Origin of the sequence: Paenibacillus dendritiformis (genome assembly GCF_945605565.1) — a bacterium.
GTDB classification, from domain to species: domain Bacteria; phylum Bacillota; class Bacilli; order Paenibacillales; family Paenibacillaceae; genus Paenibacillus_B; species Paenibacillus_B dendritiformis_A.
The window spans coordinates 4,833,511-4,859,125 of sequence record NZ_OX216966.1 but is presented as its reverse complement, the minus strand read 5'-3'; the positions used below and the strand labels follow the sequence as shown (position 1 = coordinate 4,859,125).

Below are 25,615 nucleotides of genomic sequence, written 5' to 3'. Positions count from 1 at the left end.
TTAATGAACACGTATTCTATGTGAGAGGATGCTATATTTATGCAGCGAAAAGTGAATTGGCTCATGGTGCTGTTCAGCCTGATCGGAGGCGCCGTCGGCTGGGCCGCCGGGGAGTGGCTGCTGGGCCGTCTGCTTGGCCAATGGCCGGATGTCGTGGTGAGCGGGCTCTACTTCGGGCTCATCGCCCTATTCATCGGCCTGGCCTGCCTGACGGCCGAGATGATCTCGCCCCGGCTCAACGGCCAATCATGGCGGCAGCGGTATGCGGGCACATCGTGGCTGGCGCTCGTGCCCGCGACGCTCGTCATGCTGTTCATCGCGGGCCTGGCGCTCGAAGCGGCGTATCAGATCGAGGCGGGCGGCGTCAAGACGGTCAAAAATATCGTGCTCGTGATCGACAATTCGGGCAGCATGGAGCAGACGGATCCGAACCAGGATCGGTATGAAGCGGCCAAACGAATGATCGAAGAGATGGATCGGGACAAGCGGGTAGCTGTGTTTGTATTTCACGACAGCGTGGACCTGCTCCAGCCTTTCGTGCAATTGAAGGATCAGGCTGTCAAGGATGAGCTGTTCGCCAAGATCGATGCGCTCCAGCCGACACAGGGCGGTACGGATATCGGCCTGTCTCTATCCGAAGCGATGAAGCATATCAAGGACAATCAGGATGATTCGCGCGGCACGATGGTCGTGCTGCTGTCGGACGGCTTCAGCGAAGTGAATACGAACGAAGCGCTCGCCGATTATAAGGCGCAGCACATCGCCGTTCACACGATCGGCCTCAGTCTGGTCGAAGCGGAAGGCTCGGGCCTGCTGCGCCGGATCGCGGACGAGACCGGCGGCCAGTATTACGATGTGTCCAAAGCGAACGAGCTGTCGTTCGTCTTTGAGAAGATCTACAGCAGCATCGGCGATCGGACGCTGGTGACGGAGCGTTCCGGGCCGCTCAAGGACAGCGGCTATTATATGGCGCTGCATGTGATTGCCCTGGCGCTTATCGGCACGGCGCTCGGCTTGTCGCTTGGTCTCGTGTTCGACAACCGCTATCTTGCCAAGAGCTTCGCCATCGGCGGCGCGGCGGCGGGGCTGCTTGCCGGTCTCCTGCTGGAGGCCGGCTTGTCCGGACGTCCGCTCACGGACGGTGCCGTGCGCCTGGGCGCCGATCTGGTGCTGGCGGGCGTCATCGCGCTGTTCTCGCTGGTCGTGCCTGTGCAGGAGAGCCAGCGGCAGCGGGATGGCCGCCGGCGGAGAGGACCGGCGGAGAATGAAGGCAGCAGCCTGTCCGGACGGCAGACCGATCGGAGCAGCCGCGGATTCTAGTGTGGGGAGGCCATGACAGATGCATTATACGGAAGCGGGCCCGGAGACGCCGGTCATCCGCGGACTGACACATCATATTGACGAGGCGCGGTGTACGCTGCGATGGCTGTGGCCCGATACGATCCAGGCCGTCTATGTGCACAAGGCGGCTGCCGATCGCCCGGCGGCCGAGCGTCCGCCGGCCGCGGAGCTGAAGCTGTACACGAGAGACGAGTACAAAGCCAACAACGGGTACCATGACCGGATTGAAGGGATCGGACGGCTCGTCTATACCATCTACGCCTGTCTGCTCCAGGAGGACGGACAGCAGCAGCTGATCATCCAGCCGGATGGCGGGAACCGGATCGCGCTGAGCACCGGCCGGGCGAGAATCTATTACTCGATCCGCTATAAAGGCGGCTGGTTCAAAAAATTCAAAACGGCGCAAATCCAGGTGACGGCAGAGGTGCCGCTGCCTGCGGATGTGCTGTGCTATGTGAAGAAGCACGGCGGCTCTCCCGCCAGCAAGGACGACGGAACGGTCTACCCGTTCGTCGAGCCGTTCGCCCCGGGCCGGAACGTGCTGCCGGAGATCGAGATTGGGAAGGACGATTATATTCGGCTCTTCTTCACCGACGGCCGCCAATACGGCCAGCTATACGAGCTGATACCGGAATGAGGAGGGGAAGACATTGGGGATTTTTGATTTTTTGAAGCGCAAGCCGCAGCCGGCCTCACGGCCGCTGTTCTATGATATCGTATGCCCGTACTGCTTCAGCAAATTCTCGCCGGAGGAGGTGGTGTTCCGTGCGGCGCACCACCGCGAGGATGACGAGAATTATGCGCTGCAGGAGGATGAGAAGCTGAACAAATACCGGGACCGCTTCGGTCTGGACACTGTCTATGATATGGAGGCGGTCATCGATCCGCGTGACATTCCCGAAGAGCATCATCTGTATTCCGATCATGTGCTAATCGGGCTGAACGACCGCTATGGCGTCGTCACGCGCAGAAGGCTGTGCCCGCACTGCCATAATGAGCTGCCCGTGACGGCAGGGAAGGTGCCGAGCAATATCATTTCCATTATCGGGGCTTCCCAGGTCGGCAAATCGGTCTACATGACTTCGCTTATCCATACGCTCCAGCATACGACGGCCGATCATTTCGATGCCGCCTGCATGCCGCTCAATGCGGAGATAAGCCGCAAGTTCCGGACGATGTACGAGGAGCCGCTGTTCGAACGCGGCGATCTGCTCGCGTCGACGCAGAAGGAGAAGATGCAGGAGCCGTTCATTTTTCAATTCGTCTTCAAGGATGAGACGAAGCCGCCGCTCACGCTGGTGTTTTTTGATGTCGCGGGGGAAGGGATGGTCGATCAGGATTATCTCGGCCTGCACGGCCAGCATATCAAAAATTCGGCCGGCATCCTGTTCATGATCGATCCGCTGCAAATTCGATCGATTCGTGAAAAAATCCGCATGCAATACGGCGGAGCTTCCGACGAATGGGTGCCGCAATATGACGAGCCGCGCGATGTCGTGCTGACGCTGTTCGGCGATTTCATCGCCTATCAGGATAAGAACAAGACCGACATCCCGACGGCGGTCGTGCTGACGAAGAGCGACATGCTCCATGCGTTGAAGGATGAGGATGGCGACTATATCAAGCCGAATAGTAATATTTTCCATAATATGGTTCATCGCAAATATCTCGATCTGACGGAATTCCATAATATCGACGGCGAGATCCGGCGCTTCATCGAGAAGGTGGACCGTCCGTTCAAAGGAACGATGGACGTCTATTTCTCCAATACGGCCTACTTCGCCGTGTCGGCATTGGGCAGCAACCCGGTCAATCAGAAGCTTGAGGGGGTTGTCAGTCCGATTCGGGTGGATGAGCCGTTCATCTGGCTGTTGCATCAATTGAATTATATCGAGGGGAGAGAGCAGCATTGACATCGAACAGAGCCTCTCGCATCCAGCAGCAAATGTATACGCGGGAGCGGCGCGGGATATTCCGCTCCAATGAAGGCTTCGACACGATTGCGGCCTCCGGCGGGCTTGATACCGGATTTATCAAAAAAGTGCTGCATCCGTTCTGCATCTATGACGCTCCGGCGGAGCTCGCCGCGCGCGGCGAGAAGGACGAAGCGCGCTATCCGCAAGCGCTGCACCTGTTCCACGCTGATATGGGGCAGCTCGTCCTGGGCCGCAGCATCTATCAGGCGGCCGATTTCACGGGCTTGCGCAGCGCCTTCTTCACCCACAACTTCATCGTGCCTGCCGAACGGGCGGCCGAAGCGGTGAAGGATTACCCATCGCTGCTGAACGCGGGCTTCGCCAGCAGCTATGATATCGAGCAGGGCACGGAGCTGCCCGAGCTGGAGAAGATTCCCGCCGCGGCGGAAGCCCGCCGTCCGGCTTCGCCGACCGCCCTGCTCGCCAGCCTCGGCATCGACGAGAAGATGTTCAAGCAGCTGCTGTTCGCCGTCATGTCGTCCATTGTCACGAGACGCAAAGTGTTCGTGGCGCTCGATGTCGCGGTAGAGGAGGTGTCGGAGACCGCCTTGCAGCTGGTCGGCGTGCTGTACGGCAGCCTGCCGTATGCGTACCGCCGCGCGCTCGGCTTCCTGACGTTCTCCAAGGAGCCGCAGAGCCGGAAGGGCATTCATCTGACGTTCGTCGAGCAAGGGAGCTTGCGGCCGAATGATCGCAACATCGATAAGGACTATACCTTCGATCTCGCGTCCAAGCGGGTGACGAATGTCGATATCGATCTGGGGAAGCAGCCCTACTTGAGCTTCGCCTGGACCAATCTGGAGCAGCCGGAGCGGGCGGAAGCCTTCTATGTCTTCGCGGATCAGATGCTGGAGGGCATGGACTCGCAGCGGCATACCGCGATCGCGAGCTGCCACGAGCTGGCAGTACTGTACCAGATCGAGGAAGGCAGCGATTCTTACTATATGCAGAACCGGGTCGGCGCGCTGCGCTCGATGCTCGATTACTTGACGCCGGAAGGGGCTGTCCAGTCGAAGCAGCGGCTGGCGGAGCTGTTCCGAGGATGCTTCCAGCGCGAGTATGAGCTCGTCAAGCAGGGAGAGACACCCGATCCGGCTATCGTAAAATGTTTCATGGATTTCGAAGCGCTTGCCGGGGCAGCGCTGGGCAGCGATCTGATCGGGTACTTGATCCGCAGCTTGTATGAAGCCAGTCAGGTGAAGGGCCGCGAGCGAATGGAAGCCTACTATGCTCTCATCGAGGGCAGCGACAGCGTCAGCCGGCCCTTCTTCGACACGCTGCTGCGGGGCGGCAAGACGGTGGATCTTTTCTTCCCGTATATGCGGCAGAAATTCCAGGAGATCGTCCGGGCCGAGGAGCTTGTGAAGCTGGCTCATCATTGGTCCAGCCAGCACCCGGTTCTGCTGAGCAAGACCGAGTTCACCGAGCTGGCCGCCGGGCAGCTCGCCGAGAAGCTGCGGCATGATGCGGAGCCGGTGTCTGCCGTGAACGCGGTGCTGGATACGGTCGACCGCCTGCTCGCGGAGGAGGGGCGGCCTGCCCGCGAACATATGCTGCTCTTTATGGAGCAGTTGTCTTATTCGGCGAATGTGTTCCTGCTGACGGAGCTGAATCTGGAGCAGACGCGCCAGGAAGCGTTCCTGCAGATTGGATTCCTGGCGCATCCGGAAGAGGTGAGGGAATGGGCCGCCCGCTATCCGTCTCAGGTGCAGTCCACGGCCAATGTCATGCTGTCTGCCTACCGCTGGTTCCGCGACGCCGAACCGGATGAATCGATCTTCGACGGCTTATCGCCTGCCGAGCTGGATCGGCTGCAGCAGCTTGGACGACGCTGGCTGCAGAAGGATCTGGGGCCGTCCCGCTTCGCCCGGCTGGTGCTGGCGTTCTGCCGGGATGCCGATAAAGGCTTGATCGAATACGGGGCGCTGCTCCATTATTTGCATCAGCATGCGCCGGACAGGGAGACCGTCTATCAGTTCATGAACTGGTCCGAGAAGCAGCGCTTTTTCTCGCGAGGAAGGAAGCTTGAGCCGGGATATGCCGCAGCGGTGGTCGCTTATTTCAAAAAATACGACCAGGACGCGTTCAAAAACCGGACGAACCGCAAGCTCTATTTCGAGCAGGCGGGCGCGCCGCTTCAGGCTGTATACGTTAAGGCCCGCAGCGAGCTGTCGCCGCCCATCGTCAGATGGCTGCGGCGCAACCGGAAAGCGATGGTGTGGTTCGTGGCCATTCTCCTGGTCATCGGCGGCATTGGCGGGGGCTTGGCGGCCTCCGGCGTCTTCGACAGCGGCAAGCCTGCGGTGGTGGATAATACCGCTGCCGATCCGGCGCCGGCGACGCAGCAGCCGGCCGAGAAGCTGGAGCCGCAAGTCTATGCGCGACAGAACGAGGATTTCGTGGACGGCGAATTGAAGCCGACGACAGAGCTTGTGTTCGAGTTCGGGACGGAGGCGGAATGCGCCGCATTCCAGGCGGGCACGATTACGGTGAAGCTGGAGGGCGGCACGGAGCACACGTATACGGAGCGTTCCGTGCAGCATCTCTGTTCTCCAGGGACCTCTTCGGGGGCCGGTACGGAAGGAACGCCGCCGGGCAGCTCTTCCGGAGCGGGAACCGACTCCGTCGGATCCACAGGAACGACGGATGCAGGCGATGCCGATTCTACTTCGACAAGCGACGAGCAGCAGGACCAGAATGGCGGCGGCAACGCAGAACCAGGCGATTCTTCTGATAGCAAGGCAGGCTCGATAGGCGGAGAGGACAGCGCGCAGCCGGACGAGAAGGCGGGAGACGCGCCCTCAGAAGACAAGCCTTCGGGAGACACGTCTCCAGCAGACACGTCTCCAGCAGACACGCCGCCGGGAGAAACGGCGCCACCGGCCGGAGGCGCAGATGGCAGCGCTGGCGCGGATTCTGTCCAGCCTGCCCGGGAGCGAGCCTATCAAGCGATTGTTTCTTTAGGCGAAGAAATCGAGATTGGAAAAATAAGTGAAGTACTTGTGAATCAGAAGATAGTCGAATATATTGAGAAATAGAGGCTGACAATCAGCCTCTATTTTTTGTCATCCCGCACCGGATGATAGAGGAGGCTGAGAGCCATGCGCTGGATACCGGCACGCTGGAGCCGCAAATGGATTCGATGGGAGCTGTGGCATGCGCTCGTGCTGACGATCGGATTGTGGGGCGTCCGCTATGTGGCGGCAGGAGCGGAGCCGGCATGGGATACCGCGCTGCGGATGGCGGCGGCGGCCGTGGCGATCGCGACGATCCTCAACGTGTCCGGTTGGCTGGGCGGGCGCTGGATCTGGCTGCTGGGCAGCATCGGAGCGGCAGTCGGCCTGGCGGCGATGTTCATCGTCACCCTTGATCGGGGGCATGGCGGATGGGAGGATCTGATTGGCGTCCTCGTTTTTTTGTATTTATTCGGTATCGGTTATGGATGCGGGGTACTTGCCGAGACGGTCTCGGCGATCTATCATTGGATTCAGCGTCGACGAGATGTTAAATGATAGAAATGGAAAGATACCGATAGGAAGATAGATTCGAATAAACATAGATTGCTAGGTTATTAGGGGGATTTCGCATTGTGAATATCAAACTCAAGCACTCACCGCAGCCTGCCGCGCCAGCCGCAGCAAGTTCCGGTCATGTGATCGCGCTGATGTGGAGGCAGCTGCGGCCGAAGCAGTGGACCAAAAACCTGCTCGTGTTCGCCGCGCTCCTCTTTTCGTTGAAGCGTGTGGAGCTGTCGGCCGTGTATCATTCGTTAACTGTATTTTTTCTCTTTTGCTTCGTATCCGGCTGCGTCTACATTATTAATGATTACTCGGACCGGGAAGCGGATCGCGTCCACCCGGTGAAGCGGCATCGTCCGATGGCATCCGGTGCGTTGAATCCGGCTGTCGCCCTCGGAACCGGCGCGGTGCTGCTAACCGGCTCGCTGGCCGTTTCTTACTTTATTCATCCGCTATTGACGGCGGTGCTGGCCGTTTATTTTGCGTTGAATGTGGCTTATTCGTTCAAATTGAAGCATGTCGTCATTCTCGACATTATGACGATTGCCGCGGGGTTCGTGCTGCGGGCCATCGCGGGCGGTCTGGCCATTCACGTTAATTTGACGCCATGGTTCCTGCTGTGCACGATGCTGCTCTCTCTTTTTCTGGCGATTGGCAAGCGGAGGCATGAATTGTTTTTGCTGGAAGATCAAAAAGGGACGCACCGCAAGGTGCTTGACAACTATTCCTTCGCCCTGCTGGATCAACTGATCAGCATCGTGGCTACGGCGACCGTCATCAGCTATTCGCTGTTCACATTTACCGCCGGGCGGACGACGTATTTGATGTGGACGATTCCTTTTGTCATATATGGCATCTTCCGTTACTTATATTTGATCCATGTGGAGAAGAAGGGCGGAGCGCCCGACCGGCTGCTGTTTGAAGACAAACATATTTTCGTTACCGTCATCTTGTACGTGATTAGCGTGCTGGCGATATTCATCCTGTTTGAATAGGGAAAAGGGAGGAACATCAGACATCATGCTGGCCAAAGTAGCACTTTTCGATATCGATAAAACGATTATTCGGCGCGATTCCATGTTCTTGTTTTTGAAGTACGGCCTTTCGGCCAAGCCGCGGTCTGCTATCCATTTGCCCGCTTTGGCCTGGAACTTGCTGTTGTATAAGCTTGGCATCGTGCCGGCCGAGAAGGCCAAGCAGTTCTTTTTCCGATCCATTGCTTATATGGACGAGGCCGATCTGGAAGCTTTCTACGACCGGGTCCTGGTGCCGGAAATGTATCAGGATGCTCTCGCCGAGATGCAGAGCCGGAAGAAGGGGGGCTATCGCGTCCTTCTCGTGACCGCTTCTCCTGTCGCCTATATGAAATATTTCAAGAAGCTGGGATGCGTGGACGAGGTGCTGGGGACGGAGCTCCAGCGGCGGAATGGCCGATATACGCATCTGATCGAGGGCAAGAATTGCAAAGCGGAAGAGAAGGTAGCGCGCATCCGCGATTATTTGGAGCGCCATCAGCTTGAGATCGATTACGCAGCTTCGTGCGCGTATTCCGATTGCACCAGTGATCTGCCAATGCTGGAGCTGGCGGGGCAGCGGTATTTGATCCGGAACGCTCCGATCAAGCAGGAGGGTCTGGAGGTCATGAGATGGAGCTCTTGAAGTCGAAGCACGCCGGCAAGGCGCTCATGATCATGTCAGCCTGGTGCACCGCGACGGGGCAGTTGTTCTGGAAATGGGGCCTTGCGAACCTGCTCTATTTGGGGATTGGCTTTGTGTTCTACGGCATCGGGGCCATTCTCATGATTAAGTCGCTGTCGCTGGAAAAGCTGTCCGTCGCTTATCCGCTCATGGCATGCAGCTATATTTTTGCCCTGCTGTATGGCGGCCTGCTCTTGGGCGAGACGGTCAATCTGCAGAAAGGAATCGCCGTCCTGCTGCTCATTCTCGGCGTCGCGTGCATCAGCTATGAGAAATGAATGGCTCTGGTTCCTCCTCGTGGTGATGACATGGTTCGGGTCGCTTGGCAGCGCCTGCTTCAAGTTATCGTCCGCGCGCAAGCAGCGGAGCATGCTTCTCCTCGGGTTCCTGTGCTATGGAGCCGGGGCGCTGCTCAATATTTATTTGCTTCGCTTTCTGCCTTATACTGTCGTCCTTCCGGCCAATGCGCTGACCTTCATCTGGACGATGGTGCTGGCGAGATGGATATTCAAGGAATCGATAGGCTTGCCGAAGTTGGCCGGCATTGCCTTTATTTTTGCGGGTATGCTGCTTCTCGCAGGATGATGGTTTAGATATAGAAATTATCGTATGGAGGCATGGGGTCATGCAGTTTTGGAAATCGGTTTTTGGCGTGAAGCAGGATAACCGCAAAGCGCTGCTTTTGTTTTTGGGTTTCTTTCTTTTGTACTTTTGGTTGAATCTTCCGTTTATTACGTATATGGAGCGGAATCAGGCAGTGCTGCTCGAGCACAGCCCTTTTTACGGGGCGCCGTTCACATTGAATCTGTTCAATTTCGATCCGTCGATTTATTATGCGCCGCAAGCTTCCGTAATTCACCCGCTTATTAATTATTTGTCGGCGCCGTTGAAGCAGGCTGCCTCCATGACGTGGGGCAACGGCTTGTTTTTGGGGATACAGAGCGCCATGAACGCGTGTGGCGTCGTCCTTATGTATTATTATTTGCGCCGCAATTCCTATGGCAACGCCTTGTCTATCGGAACGGCCGCCTTTTTTGGCGCAAGCTCCTATCAGATCTTTTCGGCGCTGATCCCGGATTCTTATCCGTACGCGGTCCTGATCATTTTGCTGACGGTGCTATACGCGCAGTATTGCCGGCACCAGCAGAAGCTCGGAGTATGGCCGGTCTCGCTCCTGCTGACGCTGAGCTTCGGGGTGACCGTCACTAACGTCGCAACCGCCGTCGGATCGCTTTTGATCAGCACGCTGCGCAAGAGCCGAACATACTTGATGGCCTGTCTCAAAATCGCAGGCGTCTCTTTGCTGCTCGTCGCTCTGCTTTCGGGATTGCAGTTCGTTTTGTTTCCCGGCAGCTCCTGGATTACGACGTGGCAGCATAATATTCAAGCCGGCGGATTCAGCTATGTGGCGCCATTCTCCTTCGCCCATCATTGGAAAGCGTTGTATTCGATGATCGAGAGCCCGATTATTACGCCGCACTTGGCGATGATCGACGACTCTGTGATGGCGTTCGTCACGGATCTGTCGAACCCGTTCCCGCTGTATGGACATCTCATCGGCATTGTTGTCATCGTCCTGACCTTGCTGGCTCTCGTCACAGGATATCGATCGCGAGAGGTACAATCTCTCGCCATCTATCCGCTGTTCGGGCTTTTGCTGCATATTGTCGTCGGCTTCGGCTTGGCGGCATTCAATTATGATATGTATCTGTATGCCGGACACTATTTATTTGCGTTATTCCTGTTAAGCGCGTGGGGGGTCCACCGCTGCGGCGGCAGCGCGCGCCGGATTCTGACTGGGGCCATCATCGCCTGCGCGGCGGTAACCTTGGTCCACAATATCATTGGCCATGCGGCCGCGCTGGACACGATTCAGCAAGTCTATATTCAGATCGGCTCGGCTTCGCTTCAACCTTAGCTGCCCGTATCTGAACGTATGCCGCAGGCAACATATTGAATAGAAAGAAGCTGATTGTTGCGATGAATAGAGTAATGCGCAAGCGCCATATTCGAATACAGCCCATAGTTGGCATCTCTCTCTTGCTACTGGCGAAGCTGGCCTTGCTCCGCATTTTCTTTTTCGGAGGGATTACGGGACTGGGGCTGCTCAGCGACGTTTTGTCCTTGCTCGCCATTATGAGCTTGCTGGAGTTGGCCCTGCCGCGCCGGGGGAAGCGCGGCGTCTATTGGGCGATCAACGCCGTCTTTTCGCTGATGCTGTTCGCTGCTACCTTGTACCGGATTCATTTCAATACGGTGCCGACGTATACGGCGCTTGGCGGATTGGGGCAAGTGCCGCAAATCCGGGGCAGCATTACCGTATTGATTCAGCCGTATCATTTTCTCTTTTTTGCGGATATCGCGATCGCCTTGGCGATCGGAGGTGTGCGCTTGTTCAGCCGGTCGTCCAAGCGGGAGCTTGCGGGACTGCAGCGGGAGCGGCCGCGAACCGGCACGCTGCGGGGCAAAATCGCCGCCGCGCTCGCGCTCGTCATCAGCGCGGCGGTCTCCCTGCAGTTTATTGCCGACGGCAGCCGTATCGACAATGAACTGGTGCAGGCGGAGCGCCTTGGCTTCCTGAATTACCAGGTCGCGTCGGCCATCAAGAGCAAGCGGGAGAATGATATGATTGCCCAAGGCAACCTCCAGGACACGATCCGGCGGGTGAACGAGCTGCAATCGACATATCCTTACCGCAAGGAAGAAAAGAAGGGCGCGAAGCCGGCGCATTTCGGCGAGGCGAAGGGCATGAACGTCATTGTCGTGCAGATGGAAGCCTTTCAAAATTTCCCGATTCATTTAAAGCTCGGCGACCAAGAGATAACGCCGGTGTTGAATCGGCTCGCGAAAGAAGGCTATTATTTTCCTCATGTGTATCAGCAGATCGGCCAGGGCAATACTTCGGACGCGGAATTTATGTCCAATACGTCGATTTACCCGACTGGCACGGTTGCGATGTCGACAGGTTTCGGCGGCAGGGAGCTTCCCAGCCTGCCGCGCCTGTTGAACAAGCTTCAGTATCAATCGGCGACGTTCCATATCAATGATGTCCACTTCTGGAGCCGCAACCTGTTGTATCCCGGTCTCGGCTTTGATCGTTATTTCGATCAGCCTTATTACGAGAACGATCATTTCAATGATTTCGGCGCTTCGGATGAGGAATTATACCGCGTCGGCAGCGAGAAGCTGGCGGAGATGGCCGCCACCGGCGATCCGTTCTATGCCCAGTTCGTGACGACGTCCAGCCACGCTCCGTTCGTGGTCCCTCCGGATCGCCGCCGGCTGAAGCTGCCTCCCGAGATGGAGAATACGCAGCTTGGGCATTATTTGACGGCCATCAATTACACCGATTATGCGTTGGGCCGCTTCATCGACCAGCTCAAAGCCGAAGGCGTATGGGACAACACGGTGCTGGTTGCCTATGGGGATCATTCTGGCGTCAATCCGGCGGAGACCGACGGGAAAGAGATTACCGCCCAATTGGGCATCCCTTATGATAATAAGGTAAGCCGCTTCAATATCCCGCTCATTATTCACGTGCCGGGGCAGAAGAGCGGCAAGACGGTGGAGCTTACCGGGGGCCAGGTCGATATTATGCCGACGGTGGCCAATTTGCTTGGCATCTCCCTGAAGGAGCAGCAGTTCACCGCATTCGGGCGGGATCTGCTGAACACGGACAACAATGTCATCGGCATGCGCTATTATTTGCCGACCGGGTCGTTTTTTACGAATGATATTTTATTCGTGCCGGGAACGGGCTTCGAAGACGGCGAGGCGATCTCGCTCCGCACACTGGAGCCGATGCATGATCTTGAGCCTTACCGCCGCGATTATGAGTATATTTTATCGTTAATGAAGCTGTCGGATGAGTATGTCCAACTGCTGCCCAAGCGGTAGCGGCCGGGCGCTCCGCTCTGCTTCGCGGGTTGTCCCGGCAGGGCTCGCACGGCCCGGTCAGCGCTCTCGAGCAGGGAGCCGACCGCGAGTTCCGGCTTTTCAGATGAAGCCTTCTGTTGTACGCTAGAGATCAAGATAGGGCATGCGCCTCGCAGAAGCTGGCTGTCCGGCGAACGGACATAACGGCATGCGTTCGCAGGAACTGCCGTCCGCAGGCTGCGATCTGCCTGGGCGGGAGCCGCTTCGTCCGGCGTTGCCGTATTCACTAACTGATCAGGGAAAAGGAGATAATCGACAATGGCTCATTATGCGGCTTTATTGGAAATGAAGGATGCCTCCAAAAACCAAACGTACCGCCAGGCGCACTTGGATTATTTGGACAAGCTGAAGGAGCAGGGCAAGGTGTTCGCCAAGGGCGCCTTCGGCGATGGATCGGGCGGCATGGTCATTTATGTGGCCGATTCCATGGAAGAAGCGCGGCAGCTGGCGGAGAACGATCCGTACGTCGTGGAAGGGGTTCGGCATCTGAACCTTCGCGAGTGGAAAATATAGAATGGTGGGAAGGGGGCCGTTGGTGCCCCCTTTCCGTGCAGGAGGCGGCGACATGAATCACCGATCAGAGACGGCCAGCGGCGGCCAGCAACCGGAGGACGAGGCCCTTGACGAGCTTGTTCTCGGCGGGCTGAACGATGTGCTGCTGCTGGACCGCACGAACGACTGGACGGAGGCGGATCCGCTCTATCCGTTCGCGCTGGATGAGCTGCTGTGCAGACAGACCGGCCGCGGCGGCCCGCCGCTCTGCCATCTGTGGCGCCATCCGCGGGCCTTCATCCTCGGGCAGCGCGACAGCCGGCTGCCCCAAGCCGCCGAGGCGCTGCGCTGGCTCGAGTCGCTTGGCTATGCGACGGCAGTGCGCAATACCGGCGGCGCGGCGGTGCCGCTCGATACCGGCGTGGTCAATCTGTCGCTCATCCTGCCGAAGCAGGAGGGAGGCGACAAGCATTTCCACGGCGACTTCGAGCGGATGTACCGCTTGATTCGACGCGCGCTGCAGCATACCGGCTGCCGCGTCGACAAAGGCGAGGTCGAAGGGGCCTACTGCCCCGGCGACTTCGACCTCAGCATCGGCGGCCGCAAATTTTGCGGCATCGCCCAGCGCCGGCAGGCGAACGCCTTCATCGTGCAGGCGTTCGTCATCGCCGGCGGCTCCGGCCGCGACAGCGCCGGGCTCGTGCGGGAATTCTACGCGCGGGCGACCGCTGGCGGCACGGAGCGGGATTATCCGCGCGTGACGGAGGAGAGCACGGCCAGCCTCGAGGAAGCGGCCGGGCTTGGCCGCGAAGCCGATGCGGCGGAGGCCTTCACCGCGGCCGTGAAGCGGGTTATCCGCGAGCGGCAGACGGAGCAGGGTATCGCGGCCGCGGCGGCGAAGCTGCGGCTGCCGCAGCCGGACGAGGTGCGGGCGGCCGCAGCCGAACTGCGCCGCCGGTACGGGGTGCAGGGCTACTAAATGAACAAAAGGACGGGATGCTCTCATCCCGTCCTTTTGTTGTTGAGGGGTAAGCGTAATGAACGATCCAAAAGAGGAAATTTTCTCCCTGATGAAGAATAGAGGAACTGGGTCGATAGAATTGGTTCTCAAGTACTAGTATGGTGGTCCGGAGCAAGGCTCAGCTCACTATGTTACTAGCAGCGCAGACGAGATAGCCTCGGACGGACGCCAGTTCGTCGGGCTAAGCAGCAATTCGTATTCGATTATAACGTCCGCGAATGGAGCTGATTGGCAAGAGGTTCACACGTCCTACGGCATGAACGCTATCGCCTATGGCAAAGGAATGTATGTGGTCGTCTGCAGGGGCGGTAAGCTGCTAATATCCAAGGATGGGGTACATTGGGAGGAGAAAGATTCAATCTCCGCCGAGGATCTCGAAGACATTGTCTGGGATGGCAAGCAGTTCATTATCGTTGGAACCGGGGGCACGGCAGCCCGAAGTGATTCTTCTCTTTTAATCGCAATGAACAACCGCAAGAGCATCCCCTCAGACAGAGGATGCTCTTGCTGCTGTTCCGGGCCGTTGCCGGAGGTGCGACTCGGCAGCAAATGCCCGGCTACAATTGAATAATATGATGAACGGTGCAATCCGGATGGCGGTGCAGCTGCCGGCGGTACTCGACCTGACCGATATCGCAGCCCGGACCGATGACGACATCGTTCCCGCGGACGATGCGTGCCGTCGTATGTTCCAACTCTATATGATCGCCTTCGATGAGGTCGGCGCTCATGCGCGCATCCGGCGCCGTGTGGAACAGGCTGGGGAGGAAGCCAAGCAGATTGCCGAGTCCGCTGCCGCGGCGGATCTTGATCGTGTCGCCGCCAATCTCGCGGGCACGGCAGGGCCACTGAAGACGAAGGTCCAGGCTGCCCGCATTGAGCAGGCCTTCGACTTGGAGCGAGCCGTTGGCGGTGATGGATTCGAATTCGCAATCGCCCTGCACCGTCGCAGAGCCCTTCAAGCTCAGCCGATCGCCCTGCAGATTGCGGCCGATGTTCGCCATGCCGCCAATATTGGCTTCCCCGGCGCGCAGGCTGCCGCGAATCTCGCCCTGCCCCTGGATAGAGAGCTTGTTCGCGTTCACGTTTCCGTTCACTTGGGAGGTTCCCCGAATTTTCATTTCGCCAGCCTTCACGCTGCCTTCGATATGGGCGGATCCCGCGCAGCTGAATTGGCTGCAGTCCACATCGCCGTGCACGGAGCCGTCTCCCATAATGCTTACTTTGTCATATACTCCTCCGCCCGCGCGTGAGGAGCCCATAATTTTCAGATCGCGCCGCTGTTCCATGTTGATGCTGATTCCTCCTTTTTCGGGCTTGACGGTGCCGCAAGGGACAAAACCCAGACAGCCCGCATCCCGTTCATTACAGCTTCCGATGGCTATTCACTTGCGCCTCTTCATGCAACTGTACGGATTGCCGGTACTCGACTTGATCGATCTGGCATCCGGGGCCGATGTTGACATGATTGCCGCGCACGACGCGGGCCCGCGTATATTCCAGATCTACGATATCCCCCTCGATCGTGTCCGCCTCCAACTGAGGACGGTTGATGAACGAGGAGAACAGCTTGTTGAAGATCGATAACGCGGCGCCCTGTCGAACCTGAATCCGCTCACAGCCAATTTCTCGAGCCCGGCAGCCGCCGGCCATCTTGACATCGATCGTGCCTGCATTGAGCAGTCCGCCAATATGGAAGGCGCCGCGGGAGATGAAGCGCTCGGCCTGACAATCGTAAGCGACCGTGACAGTGCCGTTCAGTTCGATTGCATCGCCTGACCAATGACCATCCAGCCGCGCTGTCCCGTCGATGCGGCTATGATCCGACTGGAGGTTGCCCTTGACGGTAAGCATCCCACGAGCTTCGGTTGTGCCCGCCTCCAGATTGCCCGTTACTTTGCCTTTCCCGTTGGAGACGAAGGACGTGCATACGAGATCCCCGTTGATATCGCCGACACCGTCTATCCGAACGCGCTGGTATGTGCCGCCGGACGAGCTTCCGAGACCTGAAATAATAATATCTCCCGTTGCTTGAGACATAAGAGGTTCCTCCCGTTAAGTAAGTTTGAGTTTCAATTCTTCGAGGCAGCTGGAGAGCGACAGACGGGTTACGAGCTTCGTGCCGCTGTCGACGCAGACTTCTTCCGGGCTGGAAACGAGCAGCAGCGAGCTAATGCCCATCTTCCGGATCAGTACAAGATCGCAATCCTTCCCTTTGAACTTGCCATAATGATCCCCCAGCAGCTGAAGCAGCAGCATGCCTTCCTCCAGACTCATATCGCCGGATTGGAGCAGCCGATCGAGCACATAGATGTGCAGCAGCTTCTCGAATGAAAAAGCTTCGGCATCGCCCATTTGCTCGGTGTACACCTGAAGCGCCATCGGCGACACGATGCCGCGGCCAATGATCTCGGATTTGCTGAATGCAGTGCTGGCGACATTGGGAGAGAACATGTCCGCCAGTTCATCGAGCGACAGATCCTCTTTCATATTGATGATTTTATCGATGCGCTCCCATATTTTCTCTCTCGGAAAATAAGTCTCTTGTCCGGTGTGGGTTGACTTCCGGATAAACCATGCTTCCGGTATCAAATTTTTGCGCTTCCACCGGTACAGCTGCCCATAAGAGATGCCGGTCAGATCGAGCAATTCTTTTTTTGAAATCAATTGTTCGTCCATGCCAAGCGGAAGCCTCCTTCACGTTATTATCGTAACAGTGTTACGTTAGTATCGTAACATTGTTTTTCTTGAAGCGCAATCCTGATGTTGACCTGCTTCGGGGAGGGGGAGATTCTAGAGGGAATTGTCGGACCTGGCTGCCAGTTCTTCTTATTTCTTCATTATTCATCGGAATTCTTCCGTATGCTTGTTGTCTGTAAGAATGGTTACGAAAATAGAAACTTTTTGTAATCTTTTGCGTCTAAGACTATGTTCAATACAATGGTCAGGATTCTATGAGCACAATGATTACGATGGGTGAGGAGAACGCACAGAAATGAAATCTTGGAAAAAGCTATTTGTTACTTGCTTGGCAGCAATACAACTTATCACGATGGTTCCCGTCATGGCAGCGGCAGAAGGAGACGGCAGCACGGCAGGCGGAACGGAAGCAGCCGTTGAAACCCAACAGCAAGGCGACATTACAAGTGAAGAACCGGACGGAGATGGAAGCGCGGACAATCCGGATACAGCAGACCCGGACATTGCAGAGCCGGATACGGTTACCCCGGATCCAACCGCCGGAACAGCGGGCAAGGATGAGCTCATCCTGATGGCGAACAGTAATGTGATGTATCATAACGGCGTCAAATATACCTCTCCACAGCCGATTACCGTCAAAAAGGGCGTTTCTTATATAGCTCTCCGATCCTTGGTGGATCGGTTCGGATTGCAGACACGATTCGACAATAAGACCAAGGAAACGATTATTACGAACGGAGACAAGGAGCTGCGCTATAAAGCCGGCAGCGATCAATACCGGGTGAATGGTTCTCCGACGAAGATGAGCGGGGAATCCTATATTGTCAAAAACACGTTCATGGTGCCGGTCACGTCCGCAATGCAGGCCTTCGGCTATCCATATACATGGGACAGCGAGAACAAGCGGATCGTGATTCAGCTGAATACGCAACCGATTGCCAAATTCAGTATAAATGAAGAGGAAATTTTCGCGACGCAGACCCGCGTGACGGTCAAGAACGAATCCACGAGTCCAACCGGGTTGAAGATCGTCGATGAGCAGTGGGAAGGGCTTCAGGAGTATTATGATGCGCCGGGCGTTTACACCATTACACTCCGGGTCGTCGACGAGCGCGGCAACATAAGCGAACCGTACTCTGTCAATATTACGGTCCAGCCGGCGAAGGAGCCGCCGAAGGCGAACTTTCAGACACCTAAGACCAACTACAAAATGGGGGAATACATCCGTTACGAAGACTTGAGCACGGATAAAGAGGATTCCATCACGGAACGGGTATGGACCAACAATGAGCCGGCTTTTTTCCAACCGGGTCCGCAGACGATTACGCTCAAGGTTACGAATAAGTTCGGTCTGACGGACGAGTACTCCCAGACCATCATGATCTCGGATGAAATACTGTACTCCTTCGATGAATTCAACCTGCTTTACACAGGGTACGGCGAAGTGTTCCCGCTTGGCGCACGTTCCGTATTGGACATGAAGCTCCTCCAGCCGGAAGTGAAGGAAGAGAACCGGACATTGTACCGCACGAATTCTCCGGAGACCGTGCTTGAGGAAGGAATCGTGTACAAAGATCGCGTCGCAGGCGGTGCGCGTATTTTCCTGCATCACAAGAATGGCACGGACAAGAAGATGCAGCTCTACGTGCTTGCGAAGAATGTATCCGACGATCCGGCAACCGTCTATGTGGAGCATTACGGCCATGCCGGCCCGAACCCTTATCCGCAGCAGACCGGGAAGCTCGCTTCAGTTCGATATATGGAATCGTTCGAGCAGGGGGGAGAAATCAATGAGCTCGTGCTGCAGCCGAACGAGACCCGGGTGCTCATACCGGAATTGAATGAACGCGCGATGAGACCGGATGACATCTATACGATGTATGCCGATTTCTTCGGCGACAATACGCTGGAATATTCGGTCGTCGCCCTGGACGCTTCGAAGGATATTATGACAGAACTTAAAAAGCTGAAGGAGCTTAAGCCTGACGGCAAGCATATCAGAGGCACGTTCAACAAAGCGGATCGCGTCCTCACGATCGGCGAACGGCTAGGGGAAGTGGCGTCCCGTCTCGTATTTGCCGACAAGACAAATGACACTTACATTGAAGGTTCGGATATGATGACATATGAGAACCAGGTGAACGCCGGCAACTACGGCGTATTGTACCGTGTCAAGCTGGAAAATGTGGCGCCGCGTACGCTGATCGCCTTCAACTCGCGCGGCGGCTCCTACTCAGGTGGATTGTTTGTGAACGGACAGACCGTGACGACGCCGAATAACGGAAGATTGAGCAGTACTGGGGAAGCAAGCGTCGTCTACCGGACCGGAGCTTACGAGGAGACGGTAGAGATCCTGTTCACCCCGGCTGCGGGCAGCAATATGCCGGTCAATCTGCTCTTCATCCCATTGCCAAAAGAAAAGCCAGCTGAATAAGCCATCATTCTATCCTTAATAAGAACGATCAAAAGAGAGGGCACCGTTGCGGTTCCCTCTCTTTTTTGGCGTTGACTAGACTGGACTTGACTCCTTATGACCAGTATCCCCGTCCCTCAGGAGTCTCGGCTAAAGTCTCTAGCTGACTCCTTATAACCGATATCCCCACGCCTCAGGTGCCTCGGTTGATGTTCCTGTCCGACTCCTTATGGCCAATATCCCCACGCCTCAGGAGTCTTTGTTAATGTTCCTTGCTGACTCCTCATAACAATATCCCCACGCCTCAGGTGCCTCGGTTGATGTTCCTTGCTGACTCTTTATAACCAATATCCCCACGCCTCAGGTGCCTCGACTGATGTTCCTATCCGACTCCTTATGACCAAAATCCCAACGCTTCAGGTGCCTCGGTTGATGTTCCTATTGGACTCCTTATGAGCAATATCCCCACGCCTCAGGTGGCTCGGTTGATGTTCCTATCCGACTCCTTATGACCAATATCCCCATGCCTCAGGAGTCTAGGATGATGTTCCTGTCCGACTCCTTATGACCAGAATCCACACGCTTCAGGTACCTCAGTTAATGTTCCTTGCTGACTCCTTATAACCGTATCCTCACAGTTTGGGAACTTTGGCTCAAGAGCAAAACAAGGACGTGTCCAACCTGCCCCATGGGGATAGCGAACATAAGAGTCAGAAGGGGATGTGCCCAACCTGTGCCATGGGGATAGCGAACGTAAGAGTGTGACGAGGACGTGTCCAACCTGCTCCACGGGGATAGCGAACATAAGAGTCAGAAGGGGATGTGCCCAACCTGTGCCATGGGGATAGCGAACGTAAGAGTGTGACGAGGACGTGTCCAACCTGCTCCACGGGGATAGCGAACATAAGAGCCAGAAGTGGGACTTGTCTCAACCTGCGCCATGGGGATAGCGAACGTAAGAGTGTGACGAGGACGTGTCCAACCTGCTCCACGGGGATAGCGAACATAAGAGTCAGAAGGGGATGTGCCCAACCCGCGCCACGGGGATAGCGACCATAAGAGCCAGGAGTGGACTTGTCCTAACCTGCGCCATGGGGATAGCGAACATAAAGAGTCAGAAGGGGATGTGCCCAACCTGTGCCACGGGGATAGCGACCATAAGAGGCAGGAGGGGACGTGCCCACCCTGCGTTATGGGGATAGCGAACGTAAGAGTGTGACGAGGACATGTCCAACCTGCTCCACGGGGATAGCGACCATAAGAGCCAGGAGTGGACTTGTCCAACCTGTGCCATGGGGATATTGAGCATAAGAGTCAGAAGGGGATATGTCCAACCTGCGTTATGGGGATAGCGACCATAAGAGTCAGAAAGAGATGTGCCCACCCTGCGCCCCGGCTTCGGTGGCCCGCGCAGGGCGGGCCATCCGTTAGAGGTTGAGGGGTTAGTCGCCGCTCCGCTTCCGCCGGAGCAGCAAAATAATAAAGAAGGGAGCCCCGATGGCGGCGGTGAAGACGCCGACCGGGATATCGAGCGGACTCATCACGGTGCGGGCGGCCGTATCGGCGATCACGATAAGGATGGCGCCGACAAGCGCGCTCGTAGGGATGAGCAGACCGTAGGTCACGCCGGCGAAGCGGCGGGCGATATGCGGCGCCATCAGGGCGATGAAGCCGATAGGACCGCCGATAGCCACTCCGGCCCCGGCAAGGACGGCCGCGGTGCCGAGCAGGAGGAAGCGGTCGCGCTGCACGCTGCTGCCGGCGGCTTGGGCGACATCGTCCCCGAGCTGCAGCAGGTTAATGCGTCTGGACAGGATGAAGGCGATGAGCCCAGTTACGGCGAACCAGATCAATATTTGCTTGGCTTGCGGCCAACCGGCGCCGTATACACTGCCGAGCAGCCAATTGTATGCTTTGGCGGTAACGTACATCGGGCTCATGACGACCAGCATCGTATTGACCGCCTGAGCGGCGGCGCCGACGCCGACCCCGATGAGCACGAGCGTCGTTGGCTTCACGCCCTGCTTCCAGGCGAGGCCATAGACGATGAAGGTCATGAGCGCCGCGCCAACGAATGCCGTCGGGGGCAGCCAGGCGATGCTGGCTGACGGTGCCAGCGTCAGCAGCGCTGTGGCGGCGACCGATGCGCCGCCCGTAATGCCGATAATATCCGGCGATGCGAGCGGATTGCGGATTAGCCCTTGCATGATGGCACCGGAGGCCGCCAGTGAAGCGCCGACGAAGGCGCCCGTCACGATGCGCGGCATGCGCAGCTTCTGCACGGTCATCACATGGACGGGCTCCCCATAGCCGAAGGTGGCCAGGAGCGCATCAAGCGGAGCGATGCGCAGCGTGCCGATGCCGGCGCTGACGATCATGCATGCAAGGAGCAGCAGGAAGAGCAGGGCCAGCGTAAGCCATCCTTTCCGTTCAATCAGGAAGGAGACGCGGCCCGAGCCGGAGCGAAATTGCCGTTGCGTTCCATTCTGTCTCATCCTCTAACCCCCTTGCGCGCGGCGTATACGAAGAACGGTACCCCGATGATCGCGGTCATGACGCCGATCGGAATCTCCTTCGGTTCGGCGATGAAGCGGGCGCCGATATCCGCAAGCAGGAGCACGATCGCGCCGAGCAAGCCGCTGTAGACGACAAGCCAGCGCATGCCGATGCCGACCAGGCTGCGGGCGATATGCGGGACGACGAGGCCGAGGAATCCGATCGGTCCCGCTACGGCGACCGAAGATCCGGCAAGCATGACGATGAGCAGTCCCATCCCCCACTTGATATAGGCGACCTTCAGTCCGAGGCTGACCGCGACATCATCCCCGAGGTTCAGTGTATCCATCGGCTTGGCCAGCACCCAGGCTCCGATCCAGGCGACGGCCATGTACGGGAGTACGTCAAGCAGAACCTCCAGCTTTCTTCCTTCGACTGATCCAGCAATCCAGAACAGTACTTCCTCCATAGCCCGATGATTGGAGATGAGCAGCCCGTTGGTCAGCGAACCGCTAAGCGCGGCGATGGCCGAGCCTGCCAGCGTCATGCGAATCGGATGAATATGTCTTCCGCCTGACGAGCCGAGCAGGAAGACGAACAGGCAGCCGGCGCAGGCGCCGGCGAGCGCGAGCCAAGTGAAGGATTGCAGCGAGTTGAGCTGGAAAAAGATGAATCCGATCACGACAAACAGGGAACTGCTCGCGTTGATTCCGAAAATCCCGGCATCGGCGAGCGGATTCTTGGTCAGCGATTGCAGAACGACGCCAGAGATGCCGAGGCTGGCTCCGACCGCAGCGGCAATGAGCGCCCGCGGAATTCGCACTTCCCGGATGACGATATGCTCATTGCTCGTCGCATAGTGCTGATAATCGGTCAGCGCTTCCCATACGTGATGAAGCTTGGTATCGAATACGCCGTAGACGATGCTTGCCCAGACGCATCCGAGCAGGACGAAGATGCCAACGATGCAGCCAATCCATTTGGCGGACGAGGATGATAGCCAAGAAGTTCTCATGCGCGGCGTATTCCTTTCTTTGACGTAAATGATATAAAAATCAATTGTTGACAAATCGCAGCACATTCTATACGATTAGCTTGTTCGGCGACTGATAATCATTATCAGGACTGGCCGATTCAATTGCAACAATAAATTATTGCTTAATTTTGAACGTTTTTTGAATGTTTGGAATGATTCTAAGGAAGAGCCGGTTGGCGGCTCTGGTAATGGGAAAGGGGCATTTACTCGATGAAGAAGTGGACATCATTGCTGTCTCTCGTGCTCGTGATTGGTCTGGTGCTGTCGGCTTGCGGCGGCAATTCGAATGGGAGCGCAGGCGGTGCGACGAAAGGCGCCGGGAAGGCGGAAGGAGAGAGCGAGGCTCAGACTCGCGCCGTCAACCATGCGATGGGGACCTCGAATGTTCCAACGCATCCGAAGCGCGTCGTCGTGCTGACGAACGAGGGAACAGAAGCGCTGCTTGAGCTCGGCATCAAGCCGGTCGGAGCGGTGAAGTCCTGGACGGGAGATCCTTGGTATAATCATATTAAGGCTGATATGGAAGGCGTCGTCGACCTCGGCGAGGAAGGCCAGCCGAATCTGGAGGCGATTCTGAGCCTGCAGCCGGATCTCATTCTCGGTACGAAGATGCGCCATGAAGCGCTCTATCAGCAGCTAAGCGATATTGCCCCAACGGTTTTCTCCGAGACATTGCGCGGAGAATGGAAAGAGAATTTGCTGCTGTGGGCCGATGCCGTCAACAAGAAGACGGAGGGCGAGCAGCTGATACAGAACTTCGACAAGCGGGTTGAAGATTTCCGGACGAAGGCCGGCGATCAGCTCAACAAGGAAGTATCGATTGTCCGGTTCATGCCAGGCAAGGTGCGCATTTACTACAAGCAGACGTTCTCGGGTATTATTTTTGACCAGATCGGCATCAAGCGTCCGGCTGCCCAGCAAAAAGACGCCTTCGCAGATGACGTCTCCAAGGAACGGATTCCGGAAATGGACGGCGACTTGATGTTCTACTTCGTCTATGAGACAGGGAACCAGGAAGCATCGAAGCTGGAGGAAGAATGGACAAAGGACAAGCTGTGGCAAAACCTGAACGTCGTCAAGAACAATCAGGTCTTCCGCGTCGATGACGCGATCTGGAATACGGCCGGCGGCGTGCGCGCAGCGAACCTGATGCTCGATGATTTGTACAAGCAGTACAATTTGGAGAAATAATCGCATCAACTCATATAGGCTGTCCCTCATGCCGGAAGGCATGGCAGGGGCAGCCTTTTTTGCTGAGAGGCGTGGCTGTGAGGTAGCGGTTGTGTGGCAGCGGAGAAGAAGATTCCGGCCAGCGATTGCGTTACCACAACATGTTCTCGCCCAGTTCAAGATAAAGATCCGCCTGTTCGAAATCTTGTCGCCGCTGCCGCGCTGCAGCCGAATGCAGGCGAAGCATGACGGCCAGCCCCAGCGAATCGCTGCGGAACGGCTTACTTCTTGTGCCGCCGACCAGACATGATCCCTCCATATGTTCCCAACCGCCCCGGGTATAGAATGACGTCAGCTCGGGCTGGCACGTAAATACGGAAATATCCGGATCCTGCGTCTGGATATAGGCTGCCGCCTCCTGAATCAGCTTCGTGCCGAAGCCAAGCCCCCGGCTGGAGGGGCGAGTGAGGACTTCGCTGATTCCGAAAGCGCGGTATGCTTGGCCTTGATGATAAAGCGTTTTGTTCTGAACGGCGACGTGGCTTATGACGCTGAGATTGGATACGTATACGAATGATACCGGATTGGTGTCCGCATTGTCCGGCCAGCGTATGACTTCGTCTTCAAATGCTTGCGGCCATTCATGACGCATCAATGAGATAAGCTGTTCCGCCACATCGGATGGAGCGTCTTGCTGCCGGAACCGGAGCAGTTGAATCATCATCTATTCACCTCGGTGCTTATTGTACCATGTCCGGAGAAGTGGGGTGACTGACAAGGTTGAGCGGGGTGACTGACAGAGTGAACGGAGTGACTGACGGGTGAGCGGTGGGATTGACAGGGGCGGCGGGTTGCGGGGAGAATGTTTGACTACGGAAGGACAATAGCTCATTATTATAGGAGAGGTTCGGAATCTACGGGAGGGACACCGATGCTGACCACAGATCAAATACTGGACAAAATGGCGGCGCAAGGACTGCGGATTACGGAACAGCGTCGCACGCTAGCCAAATTATTCGCCGATACGGACGGCTTCCTGACACCGAAGGATGTCTATGATTTTATGGGGAAGCGGTATTCGGGGTTGAGCTTCGATACGGTATACCGCAATCTCCGCGTCATGAATGAATTGGGCGTGCTGGAGCAGATCGTCTTCGAGGACGGAGTCAAGTTCCGTGTGCATTGCGCTGAGGCGCACCACCATCATCATATGATCTGCTTGCAGTGCGAGAAGACGTATCCGATACATTTTTGTCCGATGCCGCTGACCGATGTGCCGGAGAAGTTCCAGGTCGTCAAGCATAAATTCGAAGTCTTCGGCTATTGCGAAGCCTGTTCGCATGCAGCCGGTTCCGAAGCGGGGGCCAGCGCGGACAAGGACGGTGCCCGGCCATGAGCTCGCCCGAAGATCCGGGCCGGCAGGCCGCTTCACGCCCATCGCGGGCGGTGCGGACGCTCCAGGGGCCGGTGAGATTTTACCGCAAATTCATCTCCCCGTTGAAGCCTCCGACGTGCCGCTTCTATCCGACCTGTTCGGCCTATGCGCTGGAAGCGCTCGAGGTTCACGGTCCGATCAAAGGGAGCTGGCTCGCGATCAAGCGGATCGGCCGCTGCCATCCGTTCCATCCGGGCGGCTATGATCCGGTTCCGCTTAAGCGCTCTTGACATGTGGCTGAGGGCTGGGATATATTTGGAGGTAAGCTGGAGACAATATGGCATATATCATCCGATGAACGGATAAGTAGGAAGCGACGAGCATCGCAGAGAGCCGGGATTGCTGAGAACCGGTATGTGAACCCTTCCGAACATGGTCCCGGA

Annotated in this window: 24 protein-coding genes; 18 read left to right on the top strand and 6 right to left on the bottom strand. The window is 56.9% G+C overall.

Annotation, left to right across the window (positions count from 1 at the left end):
- Positions 1-39 precede the first annotated feature (39 nt).
- The 14 genes from NNL35_RS21840 (at position 40) to NNL35_RS21775 (ending at position 14,553) form a co-directional block, all read left to right on the top strand.
- On the top strand, positions 40-1,320 hold the full coding sequence (locus NNL35_RS21840; RefSeq protein WP_006675998.1) for a vWA domain-containing protein: 1,281 nt from the start codon (positions 40-42) through the stop codon (positions 1,318-1,320).
- Positions 1,321-1,339: 19 nt separating this feature from the next.
- Positions 1,340-1,978: a hypothetical protein gene (locus NNL35_RS21835; protein WP_006675999.1), complete on the top strand. Its 639-nt coding sequence runs from the start codon at positions 1,340-1,342 to the stop codon at positions 1,976-1,978.
- 13 nt (positions 1,979-1,991) lie between these two features.
- Complete coding sequence (locus NNL35_RS21830) at positions 1,992-3,254, top strand: TRAFAC clade GTPase domain-containing protein (protein ID WP_006676000.1); 1,263 nt, start codon at positions 1,992-1,994, stop codon at positions 3,252-3,254.
- The gene (locus NNL35_RS21825) at positions 3,251-6,355 is read left to right on the top strand and encodes a GAP1-N2 domain-containing protein (RefSeq protein WP_006676001.1); all 3,105 of its coding nucleotides are present in this window, start codon (positions 3,251-3,253) and stop codon (positions 6,353-6,355) included. The genes NNL35_RS21830 and NNL35_RS21825 overlap by 4 nt, the downstream gene beginning before the upstream one ends.
- A 63-nt stretch (positions 6,356-6,418) precedes the next feature.
- On the top strand, positions 6,419-6,829 hold the full coding sequence (locus tag NNL35_RS21820) for a hypothetical protein (protein WP_006676002.1): 411 nt from the start codon (positions 6,419-6,421) through the stop codon (positions 6,827-6,829).
- Between the two features lie 77 nt (positions 6,830-6,906).
- Positions 6,907-7,830, top strand: coding sequence for a decaprenyl-phosphate phosphoribosyltransferase (locus tag NNL35_RS21815; RefSeq protein WP_006676003.1), 924 nt, complete (start codon positions 6,907-6,909; stop codon positions 7,828-7,830).
- Positions 7,831-7,855: 25 nt separating this feature from the next.
- Positions 7,856-8,494, top strand: coding sequence for an HAD family hydrolase (locus NNL35_RS21810; protein ID WP_006676004.1), 639 nt, complete (start codon positions 7,856-7,858; stop codon positions 8,492-8,494).
- Positions 8,482-8,811 carry an EamA family transporter gene (locus tag NNL35_RS21805; protein WP_006676005.1) on the top strand — a complete coding sequence of 110 codons (330 nt, stop codon included), beginning with the start codon at positions 8,482-8,484 and terminating at the stop codon, positions 8,809-8,811. The genes NNL35_RS21810 and NNL35_RS21805 overlap by 13 nt, the downstream gene beginning before the upstream one ends.
- Positions 8,801-9,118, top strand: a complete 318-nt coding sequence (locus NNL35_RS21800; protein WP_040730570.1) for an EamA family transporter — start codon at positions 8,801-8,803, stop codon at positions 9,116-9,118. The genes NNL35_RS21805 and NNL35_RS21800 overlap by 11 nt, the downstream gene beginning before the upstream one ends.
- A 40-nt stretch (positions 9,119-9,158) precedes the next feature.
- The gene (locus NNL35_RS21795; protein WP_006676007.1) at positions 9,159-10,451 is read left to right on the top strand and encodes a DUF6080 domain-containing protein; all 1,293 of its coding nucleotides are present in this window, start codon (positions 9,159-9,161) and stop codon (positions 10,449-10,451) included.
- Positions 10,452-10,513: 62 nt separating this feature from the next.
- Positions 10,514-12,430, top strand: coding sequence for an LTA synthase family protein (locus NNL35_RS21790; RefSeq protein ID WP_040730573.1), 1,917 nt, complete (start codon positions 10,514-10,516; stop codon positions 12,428-12,430).
- 297 nt (positions 12,431-12,727) lie between these two features.
- Entirely contained in the window at positions 12,728-12,982 is a 255-nt protein-coding gene (locus NNL35_RS21785; protein WP_006676009.1) for a YciI family protein, read from the top strand.
- Between the two features lie 52 nt (positions 12,983-13,034).
- Positions 13,035-13,940 carry a lipoate--protein ligase family protein gene (locus NNL35_RS21780; protein ID WP_006676010.1) on the top strand — a complete coding sequence of 302 codons (906 nt, stop codon included), beginning with the start codon at positions 13,035-13,037 and terminating at the stop codon, positions 13,938-13,940.
- 298 nt (positions 13,941-14,238) lie between these two features.
- Positions 14,239-14,553 carry a beta propeller repeat protein gene (locus NNL35_RS21775; RefSeq protein WP_006676011.1) on the top strand — a complete coding sequence of 105 codons (315 nt, stop codon included), beginning with the start codon at positions 14,239-14,241 and terminating at the stop codon, positions 14,551-14,553.
- Here the strand turns inward: NNL35_RS21775 and NNL35_RS21770 are convergent.
- The 3 genes from NNL35_RS21770 to NNL35_RS21760 all read right to left on the bottom strand — a co-directional run bounded on the left by NNL35_RS21770 (position 14,540) and on the right by NNL35_RS21760 (position 16,661).
- Positions 14,540-15,271 (bottom strand): polymer-forming cytoskeletal protein, encoded by a 732-nt coding sequence (locus tag NNL35_RS21770; protein WP_006676012.1) that lies wholly within the window; start codon positions 15,269-15,271, stop codon positions 14,540-14,542. The two genes, NNL35_RS21775 and NNL35_RS21770, sit on opposite strands and share 14 nt — an antisense overlap.
- A gap of 76 nt (positions 15,272-15,347) precedes the next feature.
- Positions 15,348-16,022, bottom strand: a complete 675-nt coding sequence (locus NNL35_RS21765; protein ID WP_006676013.1) for a hypothetical protein — start codon at positions 16,020-16,022, stop codon at positions 15,348-15,350.
- A 15-nt stretch (positions 16,023-16,037) separates the two neighbouring features.
- Positions 16,038-16,661 (bottom strand): YhbD family protein, encoded by a 624-nt coding sequence (locus NNL35_RS21760; RefSeq protein WP_006676014.1) that lies wholly within the window; start codon positions 16,659-16,661, stop codon positions 16,038-16,040.
- Positions 16,662-17,010: 349 nt separating this feature from the next.
- On the opposite strand from NNL35_RS21760, the gene NNL35_RS21755 reads away from it, so the two are divergent.
- Positions 17,011-19,116 carry a stalk domain-containing protein gene (locus tag NNL35_RS21755; RefSeq protein WP_254553725.1) on the top strand — a complete coding sequence of 702 codons (2,106 nt, stop codon included), beginning with the start codon at positions 17,011-17,013 and terminating at the stop codon, positions 19,114-19,116.
- Between the two features lie 1,421 nt (positions 19,117-20,537).
- On the opposite strand, the gene NNL35_RS21750 is transcribed toward NNL35_RS21755, so the two are convergent.
- A complete protein-coding gene (locus NNL35_RS21750) occupies positions 20,538-21,590 on the bottom strand; it encodes a FecCD family ABC transporter permease (protein WP_006676711.1) in 1,053 nt (350 codons plus the stop codon).
- Positions 21,587-22,606 carry a FecCD family ABC transporter permease gene (locus tag NNL35_RS21745; protein ID WP_040731118.1) on the bottom strand — a complete coding sequence of 340 codons (1,020 nt, stop codon included), beginning with the start codon at positions 22,604-22,606 and terminating at the stop codon, positions 21,587-21,589. Before NNL35_RS21745 ends, NNL35_RS21750 begins: the two co-directional genes overlap by 4 nt.
- 231 nt (positions 22,607-22,837) lie before the next feature.
- Between NNL35_RS21745 and NNL35_RS21740 the strand changes: the two genes are divergently transcribed.
- Positions 22,838-23,818: an ABC transporter substrate-binding protein gene (locus NNL35_RS21740; protein WP_006676713.1), complete on the top strand. Its 981-nt coding sequence runs from the start codon at positions 22,838-22,840 to the stop codon at positions 23,816-23,818.
- 130 nt (positions 23,819-23,948) lie between these two features.
- Here the strand turns inward: NNL35_RS21740 and NNL35_RS21735 are convergent, their stop codons facing one another.
- Positions 23,949-24,518, bottom strand: a complete 570-nt coding sequence (locus NNL35_RS21735; RefSeq protein ID WP_006676714.1) for a GNAT family N-acetyltransferase — start codon at positions 24,516-24,518, stop codon at positions 23,949-23,951.
- Between the two features lie 210 nt (positions 24,519-24,728).
- Between NNL35_RS21735 and NNL35_RS21730 the strand changes: the two genes are divergently transcribed.
- Both NNL35_RS21730 and yidD read left to right on the top strand, forming a co-directional pair.
- Entirely contained in the window at positions 24,729-25,193 is a 465-nt protein-coding gene (locus tag NNL35_RS21730) for a Fur family transcriptional regulator (RefSeq protein ID WP_006676715.1), read from the top strand.
- Positions 25,190-25,462, top strand: coding sequence for a membrane protein insertion efficiency factor YidD (gene yidD / locus NNL35_RS21725; protein WP_006676716.1), 273 nt, complete (start codon positions 25,190-25,192; stop codon positions 25,460-25,462). The genes NNL35_RS21730 and yidD overlap by 4 nt, the downstream gene beginning before the upstream one ends.
- The last annotated feature ends 153 nt before the right edge of the window (positions 25,463-25,615 follow it).